This is a genomic window from Christensenella timonensis (assembly GCF_900087015.1).
GTDB classification, from domain to species: Bacteria; Bacillota; Clostridia; order Christensenellales; family Christensenellaceae; genus Christensenella; species Christensenella timonensis.
The window spans coordinates 879,474-900,730 of the sequence record NZ_FLKP01000002.1; the positions used below are offsets into that span (position 1 = coordinate 879,474).

Genomic DNA, 21,257 nt, shown 5'->3' on the forward strand with positions numbered 1-21,257 from the left:
TATTTACAGATGGCGTGATCTTTACTTTGTCCGATAGGGTTCATTTCGGAACAGTTCAATATTCTCTGTAATGAACCCGCCTCCGTCAATTCCAAAATAGACTGCCTTCACGCCTTCTACATTATTCAGGTAGAGATCGGCGATTGCGTCCAGAACTACCGATTCATTGGCAGCGCCTAACGACGACTTGATTTCCGGTTTAAAATCAATCGTTAAGTTCCCATTATCTAACGTAATTGACTGCGGATCAATCGGGGAATCGGCGAGACCTACGCCATATATTTGCTGTGCAATCACCTCGAGGCCGTATTTCAGCGTGCTCTCTCCCGAAACATCAACAGAAGCGGTTTCGTAACCATTTCTTTCGAGATCATAATACTGGTATTGAATAGCACCTCCTTCATAGTCTACCGGATCGTCTTCTGTCAGCGGGGGCTGGGAAGCAACCGGAGCCGGAGAGGAAAGTGCAGAAGGAGCAGCGGTATTTTGATTACCCGGAACAGATGACGTGGAAGAAGATTCAGTGGATGGATCTGGGGATAAAGGAAGATTTGTTGCCTGCGGATTTCCCAGCACCAAGAATAAAACGATGAGACAGGCAATCACCGCCAAAATAACTATAAGTAAAACTTTCCCTTTTTTTGACATACCAAAATCCTTCCTTATCTGCCAGCAAACAAAACTAACTAATATGTACGTATTATAAAATAGTAGTATAAAAATACGAAAATGTAAAGGGATCCGGAGAAAATATTACGTTTTGTTAACATTTTTGATATTGAAATATAATATTTTATATATTATAATCAACTACGTAACATTATATAAGATAATATTTTTAACGGGAAATATCGGATATCATTGATAGGGGAAAGAAGATGACAAAAATTAGTGTTTTTAAAAGAGGAATCGCCTGGTTGCTGATGGCGCTTACCTGTGTGGCTGCGTTTGGCCTGACGACATTTACGGGAACGCAGACAGCGGAAGCCGCAGGCAGCAAGGGCGTTATTTTTATTAACCCAGGACATTCCCCTTCTTCCAAAACTTCAGGTACCTCTGGTACAAATCCGGACGGAAGCGTTATTACCGAGGACTATATGAACGAATGGTCATCACATCTGTTGGGGAAAAAGTTACAATCTCTGGGATATACAGTTTATCTTACAAATATCATGACCTATTCCTCAGACCTTCCGGTGATCATTACAACGCCACCGGCATCCAACAACGATTATGGCGGAAGACAATATCAATTCAGGGACAACCCGGAGAACGGTACAAAGGGAGAACTCATTCCCGCCTGCAACAATCCGTCAAGCGTGAATCCAAGCGTTACGGTGAAGCCGGATCTTATTATTACGATGCACCGTAACTCCGTGGAGGGAAATTCTACGTCGAACGGTTTGCTGGTAGGCTATTCCACCCACACCGGAGACGGGCGTTCAAGCGATATTGTTACGCGTTCCAAATATGCTTCCGATCAAATCAGTGCGCAGTTTTCCACCAACATGAAGAGTTATTTCAAAAGCAGCAATTCTGTCACATGGATATCCAATTCGATCATCAAATATTCGCTGGCGCCGTCTATTATTATCGAGGCGGGCTTTATGACCAATGCCAGCGATTTGGCGAATATGCAAAAAACTGCCTGCCAGACGGCGCTGATGGATTCCATCGCGAATGGGGTGGAAAGTTTCTTTGCAAAATACCCGACAAGCAACACCAATATAGCCGGTATTTACTATAATGCTGATACTACTACGGCCAAAACAAGCTTTGATGTTTCCGCTGTGATCAACGGAAGCGCAGCCGGCGCGGAAATGGTGATCTGGAATACAAATTATGACAGGGCAACAACCGGCTATACTTATAAAGCGACGAAATTATCCGACGGCGGCTGGCACGTGACTTTTGACCAGAAAAAGCATGGAGGCTTGCCGGGGAAATATTCAATTGAGGTTTATGCTTTAGACGCGAAAGGGAACCGGGTCGCTTCAGATTATAAATATGTGACGACTACCACGGACTTGACGAAACCGACGACAAAGGGTATTTATTACGATGCAGACAGCACCACGGCAAAGACGAAGTTTGATATCTCGGCCGTGGTGGAGGCAGGCGTAGACAGGGATATCTCCAAGGTGGAAATCACGGTTTGGAATACAGATGTAGGCCGCAGTCAAACGAGCTATACCTATAGTGGGCAGAAGCTTTCGGACGGCGGTTGGCATGCAACCTTCGACGTTAGTAAACATGGCGGGAAGAGCGGGAAATATTCCATCGAGGTCTATGTCACCGATAATAAAGGCGTAAGGCATGCCACGACGTATAAATATGTGACGCTGCAAATCAGCGAGCCAACGGGGACAATCTATTATGACGCCGCCAGCACGACGGATAAGACGAAATTTGATATTTCCGCTGTCGTGAAGCCCGGTTCCAGCGATATTTCAAAGGTAGAAATTGAAGTATGGAATGCAAGCGTGGGAAAAGCACAGACGAGCTATACCTATGCCGGGCAGAAGCTTTCGGACGGCGGTTGGCACGCGACCTTTGACGCCTACAAGCATGGCGGGAAAGGCGGTACGTATACCATTAAGGTATACGCAACAGATAGCGAGGGAATCCGCTATGAGGTTGCAGAAAAGAATGTGACGGTGAATATCGCCAAGCCAACAACGACAGGAATCTATTATGATGCTGACAACACGACAAACAAGACGCAGTTTGACATTTCGGCAGTCGTAAAAGCAGGCTCGAATGATATTTCCAAGGTGGAAATCACGGTTTGGAATACAGATGTAGGCCGCAGTCAAACGAGCTATACCTATAGTGGGCAGAAACTTTCGGACGGCGGTTGGCACGCAACTTTCGATGCCTATAAGCATGGCGGAAAGGGTGGGAAATATTCCATCGAGGTTTACGTAACAGACAGCAAGGGAGTACGGTATGATACGATCTACAAATATGTTACCGTAAATATTATTCCACCGACGGCAGCCATTTATTATGACACCGCCAGCACGACAACGAAGACGAAATTTGATATTTCAACAGTTGTCACGCCCGGTTCGAATACCATTTCCAAAGTGGACATTGAAGTTTGGAATGCAAGCGTGGGACAGAGTCAAACGAGTTATACCTATGCAGGGCAAAAGCTTTCGGATGGCGGCTGGCATGCAACATTTGACGTCAGCAAACACGGCGGAAAAGGCGGCACGTATACCATTAAAACATACGTGACGGACAGCAAGGGAGTGCGGTATGAACTCGCGCAAAAGGATGTGGCTGTAACCATAACCAAGCCGACATTGTCAGGCATTTATTACGATGCCAACAGCACTACCAACAAGACGAGCTTTGATATTTCGGCGGTTGTAAAGAAAGGGACATTTGATATTTCCAAGGTGGAAATTACAGTCTGGAATACAAATGTAGGACGTTCCCAGACCAGTTATACCTATACCGGACAGAAGCTTTCGGACGGCGGCTGGCACGCGACATTTGATGTTAATAAGCATGGCGGGCAGTCTGGGCAGTACTCGATAGAAGTATATGTGACGGACAGCGCAGGAGCGCGTTACGACACAAGCTTTAAATATGTCAATGTGAAGACGGGCGTAACGCCGATCATGGGAACAAGCGAAGCAACGGTTGCCCAGATGGTGAACTTCTACAATGCAAGTAAGAAGACCTATCCTACTTATTATACGCAGCGTGGAGTGAATCTTCAGCAGTTTGCACAGCTTTACTATGACGTATGCAAAACGGAAGGTGTGCGCGCCGAAGTCGCCTGGGCGCAAATGTGCCTCGAAACGGGTTACCTGCAATTTGGTGGAGACGTTAAGATTGGACAGTTCAATTTTGCGGGCCTCGGTGCAACGGGAGGCGGCGTCCCGGGATTTGACTTCTCTGCGGTCTACGGGGATAACGCAAATGGAATCAAGCATGGTATCATTGGCCATGTACAGCATTTGAAATGTTATGCCTGCTCGGATGCAGTTGTATATAAAGACAGCGCCGGAAAGCCGATTGACCCAAGATGGGCGGACTACCTGCGCGGAAAATCCCCATCGGTAGAAGGCCTTTCGGGAACGTGGGCTGCCAGCGGAACTTATGGGCAGGACATTGTGGATATGATGGACCGTATCCTGGCACAGGCAAAGACGATGACAGCAAGCAGCACAATGGATGTACTGGAGGAAATGGAACCAGTTCCGGCTCCTTCGAATGAAGCGGTCAATACACCAGATATGGACGAAGCTGCACCTTCCGCGACACCAGCTCCTGAAACAACGGAAGAGCCGATAGAGGAGACGGAACCGGATTATGCGATTATGCGGCAAGGGGAAGAGATTGGCGCAGTGGAAGAACAACTGGTGAATTATTACATTGAAAATGTGAAAGGTTTGCCGATGGAAGTAAGGGATAAGGCCGGAAACATCCTGCCTGTCGACGCCCAAACGGGATTCCCGCAATATTACGGAATGTCGCTTGAAGAATTTGTACGGCTTTACATGGAAGAGGCGAGAGCGGAAGGCGTGAATCCGGAAGTCGCTTTTGCACAGGCAATGATAGACACCGACTTCCTGCGGTTTGATAACGGCAATGACCTTGCAATCGAGAATTACGTGTTCAGTGCGGAAGATGTGTCGGTGGAAAAACCGGGTGGAATCATCAGCTATGCAACGGTGAGAGAAGGCATCAGAGCACAGATACAGCATCTGAAATGCTATGCTTCGATGGATGACTGCGTCAGGACTGTTGTGGATCTGCAATGGCAGGAGGATATCCGTGGAACTATAAAAGATGCGGCGCTTTTGGGCGGCGGGGTATGGTATCAGGATGCCGGATATGGTGAAAAACTGGTGGATGCCATCAAGAAAATTCTGGAACAGCCAGGACAAATCCGTTATCTTGAAGTACAGCCGGAAGAAAGAAAAATGCCATCTGAACCTACCCCGGAACAACAGCAGAATGAAGAGAATACGGAGCAGCAGGAATTAGCAGAGCCGGACGCCACGCAAACAGAGACACCAGCAGAATAAAGAAAGATAGTTAAACGATAATAAATGCCATCTACAGAGGTGGCATTTATTATTATTTTATGGTATAATACGGCAGCCAGAATTTTTCAGGAGGTTTGTGATGAAAAAGGCTTTGATAACGGGAATTACAGGACAAGATGGTTCTTATTTAGCAGAATTACTGCTTTCTAAAGGATATGAAGTATACGGAATTATGCGCAGGAAAAGCGTGGTTGATTATGGAAATGTCGACCATATAAAAGACAGGATCCAGTTTATTTATGCAGACATGACAGATTATGTATCGCTTGTCAATGCGGTGAAAAAAGCGATGCCGGATGAAGTATATAATTTAGCCGCCCAGTCTTTCGTGGCGACCTCGTGGGAGCAGCCAATTGCAACGGCAGATATTGATGCGGTTGGGGTAACGAATATTCTGGAGGCAATTAAGTTAATCAAACCGGACGCACGTTTTTATCAGGCCTCTACTTCTGAAATGTTTGGTTTGGTACAGGAAGTTCCCCAAACCGAAAAGACACCTTTTTACCCACGCAGTCCATACGGAGTAGCGAAGCTATATGGACACTGGATTACTAAAAATTACCGGGAAAGCTTCGGCTTGTTCGCATGCTCGGGGATTTTGTTCAATCATGAAAGTGAACGCAGGGGCCTTGAGTTTGTAACAAGAAAAATTACGAATGCTGTTGCCAAAATTAAAACGGGACACCAGGAATGTCTGGAGCTTGGAAACATGGAAGCGAAGCGGGACTGGGGGCATTCGCAGGATTACGTCCGTGCGATGTGGCTGATGCTGCAGCAGGATACCCCGGACGATTACGTTATTGCAACAGGGGAGACGCGCACTGTACGCGAGTTTGTTGATGCTGCTTTCCAAGCCGCAGGAATGGAAATTGAATGGCACGGCAAGGGTGTGGAAGAATATGCGGTCAATACGCAGGATGGAAAGACGGTAGTAAAAGTAAATCCACATTTCTTCCGCCCAGCGGAAGTGGAACTGCTTCTGGGAAGCCCGAAGAAGGCGGAGGAGGCGCTTGGCTGGAAGCGGGAAATTCCTTTTGACGAACTCGTAACCCGGATGGTAGCAAACGATCTGGAACTTGTGAAATAATCGTGGTGATATTATGAAAGCCCTGATAACTGGAGCGGCAGGATTTGTTGGAACCTATCTGGCGGAAGAATTAGAAAACAACGGAATTCAGACGGTTGGAACGGATCTTGCAGGCGCGGACCGCAACGGGAACCTACTGGACGTCAAATGGGTGGAAAATGTTGTGGCTGAAACAACGCCCGACTATATTTTCCACTTGGCAGGACAGTCTTCCGTGGGTTTTTCGTGGGAGAATCCGCAATGCACGATAGAGATTAACGTGAACGGCACACTGAATCTGTTGGATGCTGTGCGAAGTGCGAAAAAAGCGGTCCGCATGGTCATAATCGGCACTTCGGATGAATATGGCCCGGTAGCGCCCGGGGACTGCCCAATCAAGGAGTCTCTTGCCCTAGAGCCTGTAAATCCCTATGCTGTTTCCAAAGCAATGCAGGAGCAAATGGCATTGCTTTACCAAACGGCGTATGATCTTGATCTTGTTGCAACGCGGTCTTTTAACCATACCGGGCCGGGCCAGAAAAAAGGCTTTGTAATCCCGGATTTTGCCTCTCAAATTGCAGAACTGGAAAAACATGGAAAAGGAACCATACGTGTAGGAAACTTAAGTGCGAAAAGAGATTTTTCTGATGTGCGGGACATCGTCCGCGCCTATCGTTTATTGGCACAAAAAGGGAAGCGGGGCGAAATTTACAATGTCGGGTCTGGACAAAGCTATGCGATACAGGAGCTTTTGGATGCGCTGGTGGCAATGTCGGACGCCGATATCACAATCGAAAAAGATCCCGAAAAGTTCCGGCCGATTGACCTCCCTGTGATCCAGGGAGATATCCAGAAGCTGACAAATGACACGGGATATGTACCGGAAATCGGGATAGAAGAAACGCTTAAAGCTGTTTTGGATTTTTGGAGAAAGGCATAAGGAACATTTATATATGAACGGTTTTAAAGAACTTTGGGATTACCGGGAGATGCTGGGCAGTCTCGTCAAAAAAGATTTGAAAACCCGATACAAGGGTTCTATTCTGGGCTTTTTGTGGACTTTTATCAATCCATTGCTGCAGCTTTTGGTGTACTCCTTGCTGTTTTCCGTTATTATGAGGAACGGAATTGAGAATTATGCAATGTTTTTGTTCGTAGCCCTGGTTCCGTGGCTGTTTTTTTCCACGTCTCTTCTGGCCGGCGCGGGCAGCATACGGGGAGCGCAAGGACTGATCGAGAAGATATATTTCCCGCGTATCATTATTCCGATTTCAGTGGTATGCAGCAATTTTATGAATATGCTGTTTTCGTTCATCATTGTCTTTTTAGCACTCGTTTTTACAGGCGTAGGCGTGAGTGCAGCTGTGATAATGCTTCCGCTTATTATGGTGATAGAATTCTTTTTCGCCCTGGGTTTTACCCTGATTGTATCGGCTGTCAATGTCTATTTCCGCGATCTGGAATATATTCTGGGGATACTGACGCAGGTCTGGATGTATTTAACGCCTATACTTTATTCGGTCGAACAAGTGCCGGGGCAGCTCCAAAGCGTTTTGGCCTTTAATCCAATGTCGAGTGTCATTATTGCATACAGGGATATTTTGTTTTACCAGAAATTTCCTGATATGAGCACACTTGTTACTACTGTATTATGCGCTGTGGTAGCCCTTGTTATCGGGGTGCTTATATTTAATAAGTTGCAGCGGAATTTTGCCGAAGAACTGTAATGGAGTACAAATAAATGTCTACAATTGAAGTAAAAGATCTATATAAAAGTTTTAAAATTTATTCCGATAAGGGAAATACCCTGAAAGAACGTTTGCTTTTCAAAAAACGGCGCGTACACGAGAACAGGGAAGTCCTGAAGGGCATTTCGTTTTCTGTCGAAACGGGGGAAACAGTGGGCCTGATTGGACACAATGGCTGTGGGAAAAGTACGCTCCTGAAGCTGTTGACGAGGATACTATACCCCGACCGTGGGACAGTCAAAGTGCAGGGACGGGTATCAAGTCTTCTGGAGCTTGGCGCAGGGTTTCATCCTGATTTGTCGGGCAGGGAAAATATTTACGCCAACGCTGCAATTTTTGGCCTCAAAAAAAAAGAGATTGACCGGAGGCTGCAATCTATCATTGATTTTTCGGAGTTGGAAGAATTTATTGATAATCCGGTCAGGACGTATTCATCGGGTATGTATACGCGCCTTGCCTTTTCCGTAGCAATCAGCGTGGATGCAGATGTACTTTTGGTAGACGAAATACTGGCGGTTGGCGATACGAATTTCCAGCAAAAATGTTTGAAAAAGATGCGCCAGTTACGCGACAGCGGAGTGACGATTGTGTTTGTTACACATGACGCAAACACGGTAAAAACGTTTTGCAGCCGGGCTATTTGGATCAATGACGGAAGAATACAAGCTGATGGAGACGCAGTGAGCACATCGGATAAATATCTTGCCTATATGGCTGCAGAACAACAGAAACAACTGCAAAAGGAAGAGGAAAGGGAACAGGAAGAAAAGCAGTCGGAGGAGCCTGCGGAAAAGGAAGAACCGGGTTTGGAGGAGCCTGCGGAAGAACCGCCGCAGGAGGTTGTCGATGATAATCACTTTGGAAATGGCGATGTGATTATCACAAAGACTATCTTTACAGACAAAGAAGGAAAAGAAACCAAAAACCTGATCCAAGGTGAAAAATATTCTATCGATATGTATTATGAAATTATACGGGAAGGGAATAAGTGTAATTTCGGGATGGGATTTTTTTCCGTAAACAATATGCAGATTTTTGGTACCAATATGTTTCTGGATAATGTATTCCGCGATGAATTTCCCTCTAAAGGATGTGTGAAGTTTATGATTGAATCCCTTCCGTTGCTGACAGGGGAATATAAGCTGAGCGTTGCAGTAATCAACGAAGATGCGACACCGTTGGATTATTATAGAAATTATATGGAATTTAGCGTCACCTCACAATCCAAAGCGGTTGGAATCAGCAACGTTAGGCATGTGTGGAAATTACCGGAAGGATAATTGCGAAGGTGCGCTTGTTTTGCCAGTTGAAAAATTTACAGGCGCGCAGAAAAGACTATAGTATTGGAGAGTTAACCTATGGTAAGTGGTATTATTTTGGCGGGCGGCAGTGGAACGCGGCTATGGCCGCTCAGCAGTTCGGCAAAACCAAAACAATTTTTGAATTTGTTTTCGGATAAGAGTATGCTCCGGGAGACGAGTGAACGGATTGCGGATATTGTTCCGATGGAACATCAGTATATCCTGACCGGAGAAAAATATATGCCCCTTGTGAAGGAAGAATTTGGAGAGACAGTAAATATTATGGCGGAGCCGCAGGCGAAAAATACGGCGCCGTGTATCCTGTGGGCTGCTTTTATGATCCAAAAGCATTCGGGCGGCGGCGTAGCCGTCGTGATGCCTTCAGACCATACGATCAAAAATGGGAGGGCCTTCCATGCCGCACTAGACGCCGCAGTCGGGAAAGCGGAACAGGGACATATCGTTACATTTGGGATTCGTCCGACACGTGCGGAGACGGGCTACGGTTACGTTGAAATTGAAACGAGTGAATATCAGGCCAACCAAACGGTGGTAAAACTGGTATCCTTTCACGAAAAACCCAATCAGGAATTGGCCGGGCATTATTTGCAGGCGGGAAATTTCCTGTGGAACAGCGGGATGTTTGTATTTGACATCCAGACAATGATCGATGAATTCCAGGAGTATGAGCCGGAATTATATCATTTGTTTGCGGCAATTGATCCGGATAACAGGGCGCAGGTTGCGCGGGCTTTTGAACAAGCCAAAAACATTTCCATTGATTATGCCGTTATGGAGAAAACAAAAAAGGCTTACTGCATCCCTTCGGATTTTGGCTGGAGCGACGTAGGCGGCTATGAGAGCCTGCACGAGGAAAATGAAAAGGATGAATACGGGAATGTAACGGACGGCAATGCCATTATGGAACAGTCAAAGGACTGCTATGTGAATTGTCAGAAACCGGTCGTATGCGTCGGCCTCAAAGATCTTGTGGTTGTGGAAACTGAGGATGCGATCCTCGTGGCCCAAAAAGATATGTCCGAGCAGATTGGAAAGATCGCAAAACAACTGAACGTCAGATAGGAGAAGTTATGTTATATCCGTTGGTGCTAGGTCCTGTGTTGAAAGATTATTTGTGGGGGGGCACTAAGCTTAAAACAATTTATCATAAAGATGGCATTTTCCCAAAAATTGCGGAAAGCTGGGAATTGGCGTGCCATCGGGAAGGCGTCAGCAGGATTGAAAACGGTCCGTATGCTGGAATGACCTTGAATGAGTATCTCGAAAAAGAGGGATGCAGCGTTCTTGGGAATGGAAAAGAAGAACTGCCCCTGCTCGTAAAAATAATCGATACGGCGGACAGCCTATCCATACAGGTCCATCCTGATGACGCTTATGCGGCTATTCATGGAAACGGGCAGGACGGCAAAACAGAATTGTGGTATATTATGGATTGTGAGCCGGGCGCAGCCCTTTATTACGGGTTCCAGAAAGAAATTTCCAAAGAAGAGTTCAAGAGGCGTGCGGCAGACGGAACGATTACGGAAGTACTGAATAAAGTGAAAGTCCGGAAGGGTGATGTGTTTTTGATTAAGCCGGGAACGGTTCATGCAATCGGCAAAAACATGACTGTGGCAGAAATTGGCACAAACAGCAATATTACTTACCGGATCTATGATTTTGGACGGACGGATGCGCAGGGAAATCCGCGTCCCTTGCACATCGAACAGGCGGCGGACGTACTTCATTTCAGAGAACCTGTCGTATACCGCCTGGATCAGCCGCTTGACTGCGGCACATTCCAAATGGAAAAAATTGAACTGTGCGAAAAAGGGCAGGTCCTGTGCGCGGACGAGTCCTCCTTTCATAATTTGTTATGCGTAGAAGGGACTGGAACGCTTACCTGCCAGAGCGGGGTCATTGAAATTCCTGCGGGAAAAGACGTGTTTGTTCCGGCAGGATTGGGAGACTACACACTCAGTGGGCAGGCAACCCTTTTGAAAACAACGGTATAATACGCTGGCGCTGGGAAAACGGAGCAAATACAGAGTGAACACTTCTGCAATCGCATATATTGCAAGTCAAAATAATAAGGTTGATTTAACAGAAATACGCAAACGCTATGGGGAAAGCGATCTTTTTGTATGCCCTGCCGGCGATCAGGAGGGCTTGGAGGAAGAGGGTATATTATCGTTGACCCGGCTGGCAGGCCCGAAGTACAAGGAGTATGCGTTTTGCCTGACGGGAGAAGAACTAGCCTGTTTTTTGTCGCTGAAGGCGGCTAGTTTCCTGCTCGACTCTTATGAAACCGTTGCCGTCGTTTCAGACAGCGGACTGTTTCCGGATTTTCCCGCCTCCTGCGATACGTTCCACGTTTTCCCGAATCTTCTGGACGAGGCGGAAAAAAGCGGTTCGGTAGATATTTCTTTATCGTCGAAACCGCTGTTTTGCAATCATTCTTTTGCCCTGAAACGGGGAAAGCGGATAACGGAATTTTTGACATGGAGCCAGAAGAAATATAACCGGATCCTTTTCAGCGGAATTGGCGAGAGGGGATTCTTAAAGGCGTGGCTTTCCTATGCATCCCTGTTTGGGTGCCGGGTTCATTTAATGGAAAAAGTAAGTTTTTTTGAGGTTCCGGAATATGCGGAGTATTGCTGTTTTGAAAATGGAATACCAGTCGCGGATATATTAAGGAAATACTACGGCATGGATTACAGGCTGAGGAGCAAATGCAAAAACCAGCCGTTTGAACACCCGGATTACTTTATGCGCGATACGGTTGTCGTAGGGGATTCCCAAACAATTCCGGTTACTGCAATCGAGAAAGCAATTTACCTTGCGCGGGGGGACCTGCGGGCGCTTTTTCCCGATTTAAACGATCCCGAAGCAAGAATACGCTTCACGGAATGGTTTTTGCAGTATGCCCGGAAAGAATACAAGCTGGCAGAGGAATACCTTGCGGCTGTGCAGGCCGCATATCAGGCCTGTCTGAAACTGCGGGAAGCAGCGCAGCAGCGCGACAGATCTTTGAGAAAACGGTTTTCCATTCGCCGGGGAGCGCAAACGATGCCGGAAGCCCAGTATCCATTCGGTGTGAATCTATGTGGCTTTATTAAGGGCGATTTTGGCCTGGGCGAAAGCAGCAGGATTCTTGCGAGAATTTTGCAGCATGCAAACATTCCCTATACGGTCATCGAAGTACAGGATTCCGGGCTTCATACCTTCACGAATACGGAATTTGCAGATAAAATTTCCAATAAATTTATCTATGATACAAATATTTTCGCGTACAACCCGGATTGTTTTGAAGAATCGGTTCGGGAGTTTGATAAGAGCGTTTTCGACGGACGGCACAATATTGGTTATTGGGCATGGGAAATGCCCGAGTTTCCAGCCGAATGGGCGGGAGCGTTTCCGTATTTTGACGAGATTTGGACCTGTTCGGATTTTACGACCCAAGCTATTGCGCAGAATTCGCCGATCCCGGTTCATACGGTTCCTTATGCAATCCATCCACAAAAGGACGACAACCTTACAAGGCAGGAATTTGGTTTGCCGGAGAATCAGTTTATTTTCCTGATGACCTACGATACCCGCAGCATTTCCGAGCGAAAAAATCCATTGGCTGCCATCAGGGCATTTAGCAAAGCGTTTGGCAACCGACAGGACGCGATGCTTTTACTGAAGCTAAATACGCCGCTTGACTGGGATGGCGACCGGGAGCTGATGACATTATTAAAAAAACATGAAAATATCATGACCATCAGCAGGCAGATGTCCAAACGGGAAATCAACAGCCTTATTTCCTTATGCGATGCGTACCTGTCGCTCCACCGGAGCGAGGGATTTGGACTTGGACCGGCAGAAGCGATGGCGTTTGCGAAACCCGTTGTCATCACAAATTACAGCGGGAATACGCAGTATATGCGGGAAGGCGCCTGTTGCCCCGTACCTTACCGCCTGGTTGAAGTAAAAAAAGATTTTATTATTTACAAAAAGGGAATGCACTGGGCGGAACCTGATGTGGACGCCGCTGCAGAGTATATGAAAAGGCTTGTGGAAGACCGCGATTATTACATGTCTATTGGTGAAAACGCGAAACGAGTGATTGAGCAGGAATTTTCTTATGAGAATTGCGGAAAAATCCTGTTGGAGCGTCTTGCGCATTTAAAATAGGTTCAGGACAGAAATAAGAGCCGGATTTCCTGTTGAGAAGAATGGAAAAGGCTGATATACTGGAAAAGGTATAAAAGCAGCAGGCAGGATTTTTAAAGGTGAAACGAATGAACGAAAGAGAACTATATAAGCAATGGATTGAAAACGCAACGGAAGACAAGGAAGTTGCGGAAGAGCTTATAAAAATTAAAGAGGATGACGAAGCGGTCAAAGACCGTTTTTATCGTAACCTTGCGTTTGGTACGGGCGGCCTTCGGGGCGTTATTGGCGCAGGGACAAACCGTATGAATATTTACACAGTAAGAAAGGCGTCGCAGGGGCTTGCGGACTACCTGAATGAAGAATTTGAAAGGCCTTCCATCGCAATTGCCTATGACAGCCGCAAGAATTCGCGGCAGTTTGCCCGGGCAGCCGCAGAGGTTTTTGCGCAGAATGGAATCAAAGTGTTTCAATATGAGACGCTGATGCCTACGCCCATGCTTTCCTTTGCGGTCAGACATCTTGGATGCAGCGCAGGCATCGTTGTGACTGCGAGCCACAACCCGGCAAAATACAACGGATACAAGGTATATGGCCCGGACGGATGCCAGATTACGCTCGATGCGGCAGAAAAAATTACCGGTTATATTGAACGCAAGGATATTTTCCGGGATATCCATACAGGAAATTTTGATACCTTTCTGAACGAAGGCAAAATCCGATATATTGGCCGGGACACAATTGATGCATATTTTGACGCAGTAAGAAGCTATAGCGTTTTTGAGGACGGCGGCGATATCAGGATCGTTTACACGCCTCTCAACGGAACGGGATTAAAACCGGTGTTGAGGATTTTGAACGAAACAGGCTTCCAAACTATCACAGTTGTTCCGGAGCAGGAAGAGCCGGACGAGAATTTCACAACGTGCCCTTACCCAAATCCCGAGGAAAAGGCCGCGCTTCAGCTTGGTCTGGAACTATGCGCGAAGACAGGTGCGGATTTGCTGCTGGGAACCGATCCGGATTGTGACCGTGTGGGCGCGGCTGTCCGGCAGGACGGAAACTATGTTCTGATCAATGGGAACCAAATGGGCGTTTTACTGTTTGATTTTGTGTGCGCAATGCGTAAAAAGTACGGGACAATGCCCGAAAATCCGGTCGCAGTCAAGACGATCGTTACAACGGAAATGGCGCAGAGCATTGCCGATCAATATGGCGTACAGCTTAAAAACGTATTAACCGGCTTTAAATTTATTGGGGAACAGATTGGCCTGCTGGAAGAAAACGGAGAAGCAGACCGTTATGTGTTTGGATTTGAGGAAAGCTATGGCTACCTTTCCGGGACGCATGCGCGTGACAAGGATGCCGTGAATGCAGCCATGCTGATTTGCGAGATGGCTTCCTATTACCGCCAGCAGGGAAAAACACTTGCCGACAGGCTTAACGAGCTATATCTGGAGCACGGATATTTTTACGATAAACTTGAAAGCTTCACCTTTGAAGGCGCGGATGGAATGCTGCACATGGCGGAACTTATGAAGAGCCTGCGTATAGATTCTATTACCGAACTGGGCGGTGCAAAAGTAGTGAAAGTGTCTGATTACCTGGCCTCCGTGGAGAAAAGCGAACGGGAAACGAAAAAAATCGATCTTCCAAAATCGGATGTGATGGGGTATTCGCTGGCGGGCGGCAGTTCGGTTGTTGTTCGTCCTTCGGGAACGGAACCTAAAATTAAGGTGTATTATTCGCTGAAGTGCCCGAATGAGGAGAATGCATCTAAATTATATGCCGCTGTTTCGGCAGACATACATAAGATTTTGGGAGTCGGGTAAAAAATATTCATGTTTTTGCATAAAGGGATTGATTTTTCTGAATATATATGTATAATTATACATTGTAAGTTTAAAATATTTATTGGAGGAACGATATGAAAAAGATAATTGCTTTAGTACTGACAGTATTCATGGCTGTGGCAGTGTTCGCAGCATGCTCCGCGCCGGAAACGGCCGCGTCGGAATCGCCTTCCGAGGCTGCTTCCACAGAACCGTCCGCAGATGCGTCTGAAAGCGCGGAGGCGTCCGACGAAGGTGCAGCGGCAGGCAGCCTGGTGGATAAGATCGAGGAAGCGGGAGAACTTGTACTTCTGACGAACGCACAGTTCCCTCCCTATGAATACCTTGGCGACGACAATCAGCCGACGGGTGTGGATATTGAAATCGCACAGAAAATTGCAGACGAGTTGGGTGTGAAGCTGACAGTTGTAGATATGGATTTCGACGGCTTAGTTCCGGCGCTGAACGGCGGCAAAGGCGACTTTATCGCGGCGGGTTATACGATCACGGAAGAGCGTCAGCAGAGCGTTGATTTCTCGGATGAATATGCAACGTCCAACCAGATGGTAATCGTAACGAAAGACGATCCCAAAGTTGCGGGCGCCACGGTGGAAGATCTTGCGGGAAAAACGATCGGCGTGCAGCTTGGAACGACGGGCGACCTCTTTGTATCGGACGAGGTGGAAGGAGCAACCGTAAAGCAATATAAGAGCGCGATCGAGGCAGGCATGGATCTTGCGAACGGTAAGCTGGACGCGGTAGTTGTGGATAAGCTGCCGGCACAGAGCATTGTGGCAAATAATGACAGCTTGACGGTGTATGACGACGTCCTCACGACGGAACAGTATGCGATGGCGGTACGGAAGGGCGAATCAGACGATTTGCTGGAAGTGATCAATAAAGTGTTGGCGGATATGAAGGGCGACATTCAGGATTTGACGCAGAAGCATTTCGACCAGTATTCGGGAACATCTTCGGAAGCTGAGTAATCTCGATTTTTTAAAGTTTGCAGAAGAATTTTCTTCTGCAAACTTTTTTTTTCTCCATAAGTATAGTATAATAAAACATGCTTGCGCGTTTTCCTGAAAAAACGTGGCAAATAGTTGCCGGTGTATGGCAAATCATGGAGCTTGGGGATATGTTTGACAATCTTGGACAACAAATTTATAATACGTTGATTGCGAATGACCGCTGGACGATGTTCCTCGACGGTTTGCTCGTTACCCTGATGATCGCTGGAATCGCGGTATTGATGGGGGTTGTAATCGGATCGGTGGTTGCAATCGCTAAGGTCAACGCACTGCGCAATAAGCGCCTGAAATGGCTGAACATTATCTGTGATATCTATTTGACGGTAATCCGGGGAACGCCGGTACTGGTACAGCTTTTAATTATGTATTACATTATTTTTGCCGCCGCACCGATTGAGATGGCGCCTTATGTTGCGGCGCTTGCATTTGGCATCAACAGCGGCGCTTACGTTGCTGAGATCGTACGCTCGGGTATTATGGCTGTACCGCGTGGGCAAATGGAAGCAGGACGGTCTCTGGGCCTTACAAACGGCATGACGATGCGTACCATTATTTTTCCGCAGGCAATTAAGAATATCCTTCCTGCGCTGGGAAATGAATTTATTGTACTGTTTAAGGAAACGTCTATCGTTGGATATGTTGCGGTTACGGATTTGACGCGCGCCGCTGAGCTGGTACGCTCGCGGACCATGGACGCTTTTGTTCCGCTGATCTTTATTGCACTTGTTTATCTTGGTATTGTTATGCTGATTACATGGGCGCTCAGGAAACTGGAAAAGAAACTCGCCCAGAGCGATGTGAGGTAGGGCCGCATAATGATTATTGTAAAAGAGCTATATAAACAATTCAATGAAAATGTTGTGCTTAAAGGAATCGATGAGCACATTGAGCGCGGGGAAAAAGTAGTGATTGTCGGGCCGTCGGGGAGCGGAAAGTCTACCTTCCTGCGGTGCCTGAATATGCTTGAGGTACCGACCGGCGGTGAGATCTGGTTCGAAGGAAAACTTTTGACCGATAAGAATACAAATATCGATAAAGTACGCCAAAAAATGGGTATGGTTTTCCAGCAGTTCAATTTGTTTCCCCACAAGACCGTAGGCCAGAATATTACGCTTGCTCCATTAAAACTTGGCTTGATGACGGAGGATGAAGCGCAGGAACGTGCAGAAACACTCTTGAAAAGAATCGGATTATCGGATAAAATAGATTCATACCCTTCGCAGCTTTCGGGAGGGCAGCAACAGCGTGTGGCGATTGTGCGTGCACTTGCGATGAATCCGGATGTGATGCTCTTTGATGAGCCGACGTCTGCGCTCGATCCTGAAATGGTGGGCGAGGTGCTTGACTTTATGCATACGCTTGCAGATGAAGGAATGACAATGGTTGTCGTTACACATGAAATGGGGTTTGCGAAGGAAGTTGCAACCCGTTGCCTGTTTATGGACGAGGGCAAAGTTCTCGAACAGGCGCCGCCGGCAGAATTTTTCGATTCTCCGAAGAACTCACGGCTGCAGGATTTTCTTTCCAAAGTATTGTAAACTGCATTTTGCAGTTTCATGTGCTCGTAGCTCAGCTGGATAGAGCGCAGGACTCCGACTCCTGAGGCCAGAGGTTCGAATCCTCCCGGGCACACCAAACGCCGCAAATCAAAGGATTGCGGCGTTTCACTTGTCTTCCTGCATATCTTAGGTTTTCTTCCGTGTATTGCAACGATGCCATGTCTCTTGACTTTTTGCAGGACGCCTGGAACAGATGCCGGGTTTCGCTCGCCGCTATCCGTTCAAATGCTGGTCGTTTTGAAAAAATGTTTCCCACGGGTCTTTTTGCCGCAGCCTTGCCGCCGCGTTTTTGATCGTAACAGCCTTGGGACTTACCGTATCCAGTTCCGCCCATGAAATCGGCATGGAGACCGGCGCGCCGTCCCGCGCCCTTACGGAGTAAGGGGCGACGCTTGTCGCACCCCTGCCGTTTCGGATCCAGTCGATAAAAATCCTGCCTTTCCGCTTTTCTTTCCGGACGTTGCTGGTGTAGCGCTGCGGCCACGTCGCCTCCATTGTTTTTGCTATATTCCGGGCAAAGCCATGGAAGGTATCCCAATCGGCCGACGGCCGGAACGGGATGACGATATGGTATCCCTTGCCGCCGCTCGTTTTCAGGTAAGACACCAGCGAAAGCTGGTCCAGCAAGCTTTTCAAATCCCGGACGCCCTGCCGGATTTGCCCCAAAGCCATACCCTCGTCGGGATCGAGGTCAAAGACCATGGTGTCCGGCTGTTCCAACGTCTCCACGCGGCTGCCCCAGGTGTGAAATTCCAGCGTGTTCATCTGCACTTCGGACAATAGTCCGTCTATGTCCTTCACATAATAGTAATCCTTTATTTCTCCATTTTTCGTGGGCACGGGAACCGCAAAGACGCCCTTTTCCTTTGAGGGGTGCCTCTTGAAAAAGCATGCGCTGCCGATACCGCCCGGGCAGCGCACCGTGCTGATGATCCGGTTTTCCACATACGGCATCATGCGCCCCGCAACGTTCCGATAATATGCGGCAATGTCGCCCTTCGTAATGCCGTCCTTTTCATACAGGACCTTATCGGCATGCGTGATTGCCCTCTGGGCGAAAACCGTTTTGCGCGCCTCCTGTTTTTCCGGCTCACCCGCAGCTTTCCCGTCCGCTTCAATTTCCGCCATCGTGCGGCCGGTTTTGACGCTCGTCGTAAACTGTTTGGCGTCATATGCGTTTTCAAATCGGTCTTTTTCCTTGATCAGCAGCCAGTTATGCCCGCTCTCGCCGGACTTGGGCTTCATCCTGACCAGCGCCCATTTTCCCAGCATCCTGCTGCCTTCCAGCGTAAACTTCAGGGAGCCGTCCGCAAAGCCTTTGCCTGCGTCCTCCAGCGGTTGCCATGTCCCTTCGTCCCAGATCATGACCGTCCCGCCGCCGTATTGCCCTTTGGGAATCGTACCCTCAAAATTGCGGTATTCCAGCGGATGGTCTTCCACCTGTACCGCCAGCCGCTTGTCGTGGCTGTCGTAAGACGGCCCTTTGGGCACTGCCCAGCTTTTCAGCACGCCGTCCCATTCCAGGCGAAAATCATAATGATCCCGGCTCGCTATATGATGCTGCACCACAAACCGAAGCTGCGCCGCATTCCCTGCCGGCACATCGCCGCGCGGCTCATTCGTTTTTGTAAATTGTCGTTTTTGATTATATTCTTTGAGTTTTTCAGTCATCAGCCGACACTCGCTTTCCTCATTTTACACTTTATATATTGCTTCCCTTGGGGTTTTATCCATCCTCAGTCCTTTGAATATAGGCTGCCGTATCATGCCGCCTGCCGTCCGGTTCAAAAACTCCACCGTACACACCAGCCGAAGTTTGATCCAAACGGCTTTTTCGTTTCCAGAGGGCAATTCGTTGCTAAAAGGCGGCTTGCCCGCCATCTTCTGCTTTTTGATCATTGCAAAGTCCTCCCGTGAATCGCTGAGCGAGGCGTGCCCCATATACAGCAGCCTTCCGTTTTCGTCGTACTGCCCCAGTATGGCGCTGATGATGTGGGCTGAATTTTGCACATACCCGCACACCACAAAATCGTCGTCGCGCAGGTTTTTAATTTTCATCCAGTCCGCCGTGCGCCTGCCCTGGTAATACCTGCTGTTGTTCTTTTTCGCTATCATACCCTCCAGGCCCCGCTGCTTCACCAATTCAAAAAGCTCGATTCCCCGCCCCTCGATATACCGTGAGACCGAGATACGCTCGTTTTCCACAACGGTAGCCTCAAGCAGCTTTTTCCGGTCGGAAAGACTCTCTTCGGTCACCAGCCTGCCGCCTGCGTAAAGGATATCGAATGCGACAAATGTAGCGGGGATTTTCCGCGACATCCTGTCTATCCGCGCTTTATTGGACATCAATGCCCGTTGCTTGATTTCTTCAAAATCCAAACCGCCGCCCGCTGCGGAAATCAGCTCGCCGTCAAGGATGCATTTTTGGTTGGCCTGCTTGTGCAGGCCCGCAAGCTCGGGCATCTTAGGAAGCAGTTTACCGCCCCGCCGGTTCAGGAGCATCGTGCCTTTCCCGTCTAAATACGCGAGACAGCGTACGCCGTCCAGCTTCAGCTCAAACAGGTATTCGTCGTCGTCAAACGGATCGGCAGTTTTCCCAACCAGCATCGGCCGCAGGCTTTTATCGTCAAACGCGTCCATTATTTACCCGCCGCTTTTTTGTTTTTACCAAGGCTCGCTTTCAATGCGTCCATCAGGTCGATGATATTGCCCTGTTCTTCCTGTTTGGGCGCCACGATTTCCTGTCCTTCGATTTTCTTCTCGATCAGGTCCCGCAGCCGGTTCTGGTACTCATCACTATACTGCTCCGGCCGGAACGCGCCGCCCATTTCATCGATCAGCTGCTTCGCCATATCCAGTTCTTTCTTATTCAGTTTGGAGTGGGGCAGTTCGCGGGGGAACTCTTTCACTTCGTCATAATAATACAAAGTCTCCATCAGGATGCCCTCCTTTTGGGGGATCAGCACCACCAGTGTTTCCTTGCTGCCCAGTACGACCTTGCCGATCGCCACCTTCTTTTCATCGTACATCGCCTGCCGGAGAAGCTCGAACGCTTTCTCTCCGCCCTTTTCCGGCAACACATAATACGATTTTTCATAATAGATGGGGTCTATTCCGTCAAGACCGGTAAAGAGCATGATCTGTATTGACCGGTCTTTTTCCGTCTTTATCTTTTCAAAATCGTCGTCTGTGACGACCACATACTTATCTTTTTCGTACTGGTACCCTTTTACGATATCGTCGTTGGTAAGCTCCTTTTTGCAGGAAGGGCATGTCTTTTTATACCGAACCCTTTCGTGGCTGTCTTTTACCAGTTGGTTGAAACGGATATCATTATCCTGCGTGGCGGTATACAATCCTACGGGTATGTGTACCAACCCAAACGAAATCGCGCTCTGTGTCCTGGGCATAATATTCCCTCCTTTAACATTGTGCACTATATATAAACATTTTTACTTTGGCTAAAAGGCCCTTTCCTGTCAGGGCCCACTCG

General features: G+C 47.8%; 16 protein-coding genes and 1 tRNA gene. 13 read left to right on the plus strand and 4 right to left on the minus strand.

Going from position 1 to position 21,257, the window contains the following annotated elements; translation table 11 throughout:
- Window positions 1-21: 21 nt before the first annotated feature.
- Entirely contained in the window at window positions 22-648 is a 627-nt protein-coding gene (locus tag BN6471_RS05745; protein ID WP_066646371.1) for a hypothetical protein, read from the minus strand.
- Window positions 649-878: 230 nt separating this feature from the next.
- Here BN6471_RS05745 and BN6471_RS05750 point away from each other — a divergent pair, with 230 nt between their 5' ends.
- The 13 genes from BN6471_RS05750 to BN6471_RS05810 all read left to right on the plus strand — a co-directional run bounded on the left by BN6471_RS05750 (window position 879) and on the right by BN6471_RS05810 (window position 17,840).
- On the plus strand, window positions 879-5,048 hold the full coding sequence (locus BN6471_RS05750) for a GBS Bsp-like repeat-containing protein (protein ID WP_066646376.1): 4,170 nt from the start codon (window positions 879-881) through the stop codon (window positions 5,046-5,048).
- 100 nt (window positions 5,049-5,148) lie between these two features.
- Window positions 5,149-6,156, plus strand: coding sequence for a GDP-mannose 4,6-dehydratase (gene gmd, locus BN6471_RS05755; protein WP_066646378.1), 1,008 nt, complete (start codon window positions 5,149-5,151; stop codon window positions 6,154-6,156).
- A gap of 13 nt (window positions 6,157-6,169) precedes the next feature.
- Window positions 6,170-7,075, plus strand: coding sequence for a GDP-mannose 4,6-dehydratase (locus tag BN6471_RS05760; RefSeq protein WP_066646380.1), 906 nt, complete (start codon window positions 6,170-6,172; stop codon window positions 7,073-7,075).
- A 13-nt stretch (window positions 7,076-7,088) separates the two neighbouring features.
- Window positions 7,089-7,862, plus strand: a complete 774-nt coding sequence (locus BN6471_RS05765; RefSeq protein ID WP_066646382.1) for an ABC transporter permease — start codon at window positions 7,089-7,091, stop codon at window positions 7,860-7,862.
- A 14-nt stretch (window positions 7,863-7,876) separates the two neighbouring features.
- Complete coding sequence (locus BN6471_RS13015) at window positions 7,877-9,163, plus strand: ABC transporter ATP-binding protein (protein ID WP_066646384.1); 1,287 nt, start codon at window positions 7,877-7,879, stop codon at window positions 9,161-9,163.
- A gap of 78 nt (window positions 9,164-9,241) precedes the next feature.
- Window positions 9,242-10,267, plus strand: a complete 1,026-nt coding sequence (locus BN6471_RS05775; protein WP_066646386.1) for a mannose-1-phosphate guanylyltransferase — start codon at window positions 9,242-9,244, stop codon at window positions 10,265-10,267.
- An 8-nt stretch (window positions 10,268-10,275) separates the two neighbouring features.
- Window positions 10,276-11,199, plus strand: a complete 924-nt coding sequence (locus tag BN6471_RS05780) for a type I phosphomannose isomerase catalytic subunit (protein WP_066646387.1) — start codon at window positions 10,276-10,278, stop codon at window positions 11,197-11,199.
- Window positions 11,200-11,233: 34 nt separating this feature from the next.
- Window positions 11,234-13,363, plus strand: a complete 2,130-nt coding sequence (locus BN6471_RS12645; RefSeq protein WP_082903359.1) for a glycosyltransferase family 4 protein — start codon at window positions 11,234-11,236, stop codon at window positions 13,361-13,363.
- A gap of 107 nt (window positions 13,364-13,470) precedes the next feature.
- Window positions 13,471-15,174, plus strand: coding sequence for a phospho-sugar mutase (locus BN6471_RS05790; protein ID WP_066646388.1), 1,704 nt, complete (start codon window positions 13,471-13,473; stop codon window positions 15,172-15,174).
- A gap of 95 nt (window positions 15,175-15,269) precedes the next feature.
- Window positions 15,270-16,163: a transporter substrate-binding domain-containing protein gene (locus BN6471_RS05795; RefSeq protein ID WP_066646389.1), complete on the plus strand. Its 894-nt coding sequence runs from the start codon at window positions 15,270-15,272 to the stop codon at window positions 16,161-16,163.
- Between the two features lie 149 nt (window positions 16,164-16,312).
- Window positions 16,313-17,011, plus strand: coding sequence for an amino acid ABC transporter permease (locus tag BN6471_RS05800; RefSeq protein WP_066646392.1), 699 nt, complete (start codon window positions 16,313-16,315; stop codon window positions 17,009-17,011).
- 9 nt (window positions 17,012-17,020) lie between these two features.
- Window positions 17,021-17,743: an amino acid ABC transporter ATP-binding protein gene (locus BN6471_RS05805; protein ID WP_066646393.1), complete on the plus strand. Its 723-nt coding sequence runs from the start codon at window positions 17,021-17,023 to the stop codon at window positions 17,741-17,743.
- 20 nt (window positions 17,744-17,763) lie between these two features.
- Window positions 17,764-17,840 (plus strand) — tRNA-Arg (locus tag BN6471_RS05810).
- Between the two features lie 137 nt (window positions 17,841-17,977).
- On the opposite strand, the gene ligD is transcribed toward BN6471_RS05810, so the two are convergent.
- From ligD to ku, 3 genes are read right to left on the minus strand one after another with little or no spacing between them, the layout of a single operon-like run.
- On the minus strand, window positions 17,978-19,435 hold the full coding sequence (gene ligD / locus BN6471_RS05815) for a non-homologous end-joining DNA ligase (RefSeq protein WP_066646399.1): 1,458 nt from the start codon (window positions 19,433-19,435) through the stop codon (window positions 17,978-17,980).
- Between the two features lie 24 nt (window positions 19,436-19,459).
- A complete protein-coding gene (locus tag BN6471_RS05820; RefSeq protein ID WP_066646401.1) occupies window positions 19,460-20,404 on the minus strand; it encodes an ATP-dependent DNA ligase in 945 nt (314 codons plus the stop codon).
- Window positions 20,404-21,174 carry a non-homologous end joining protein Ku gene (gene ku, locus BN6471_RS05825; RefSeq protein ID WP_066646403.1) on the minus strand — a complete coding sequence of 257 codons (771 nt, stop codon included), beginning with the start codon at window positions 21,172-21,174 and terminating at the stop codon, window positions 20,404-20,406. Before ku ends, BN6471_RS05820 begins: the two co-directional genes overlap by 1 nt.
- Window positions 21,175-21,257 lie beyond the last annotated feature (83 nt).

Bases quoted from the DNA above. Each gene is read 5' to 3' on its own strand.
- BN6471_RS05790 (WP_066646388.1), top strand. From the start codon at position 13,471: ATGAACGAAAGAGAACTATATAAGCAATGGATTGAAAACGCAACGGAA.
- BN6471_RS05820 (WP_066646401.1), bottom strand. From the start codon at position 20,404: ATGGACGCGTTTGACGATAAAAGCCTGCGGCCGATGCTGGTTGGGAAA.
- BN6471_RS05795 (WP_066646389.1), top strand. From the start codon at position 15,270: ATGAAAAAGATAATTGCTTTAGTACTGACAGTATTCATGGCTGTGGCA.
- BN6471_RS05780 (WP_066646387.1), top strand. From the start codon at position 10,276: ATGTTATATCCGTTGGTGCTAGGTCCTGTGTTGAAAGATTATTTGTGG.
- BN6471_RS05745 (WP_066646371.1), bottom strand. From the start codon at position 648: ATGTCAAAAAAAGGGAAAGTTTTACTTATAGTTATTTTGGCGGTGATT.
- gmd (WP_066646378.1), top strand. From the start codon at position 5,149: ATGAAAAAGGCTTTGATAACGGGAATTACAGGACAAGATGGTTCTTAT.
- BN6471_RS05760 (WP_066646380.1), top strand. From the start codon at position 6,170: ATGAAAGCCCTGATAACTGGAGCGGCAGGATTTGTTGGAACCTATCTG.
- BN6471_RS05805 (WP_066646393.1), top strand. From the start codon at position 17,021: ATGATTATTGTAAAAGAGCTATATAAACAATTCAATGAAAATGTTGTG.
- BN6471_RS05765 (WP_066646382.1), top strand. From the start codon at position 7,089: ATGAACGGTTTTAAAGAACTTTGGGATTACCGGGAGATGCTGGGCAGT.
- BN6471_RS05775 (WP_066646386.1), top strand. From the start codon at position 9,242: ATGGTAAGTGGTATTATTTTGGCGGGCGGCAGTGGAACGCGGCTATGG.
- ligD (WP_066646399.1), bottom strand. From the start codon at position 19,435: ATGACTGAAAAACTCAAAGAATATAATCAAAAACGACAATTTACAAAA.
- ku (WP_066646403.1), bottom strand. From the start codon at position 21,174: ATGCCCAGGACACAGAGCGCGATTTCGTTTGGGTTGGTACACATACCC.
- BN6471_RS05800 (WP_066646392.1), top strand. From the start codon at position 16,313: ATGTTTGACAATCTTGGACAACAAATTTATAATACGTTGATTGCGAAT.
- BN6471_RS05750 (WP_066646376.1), top strand. From the start codon at position 879: ATGACAAAAATTAGTGTTTTTAAAAGAGGAATCGCCTGGTTGCTGATG.
- BN6471_RS13015 (WP_066646384.1), top strand. From the start codon at position 7,877: ATGTCTACAATTGAAGTAAAAGATCTATATAAAAGTTTTAAAATTTAT.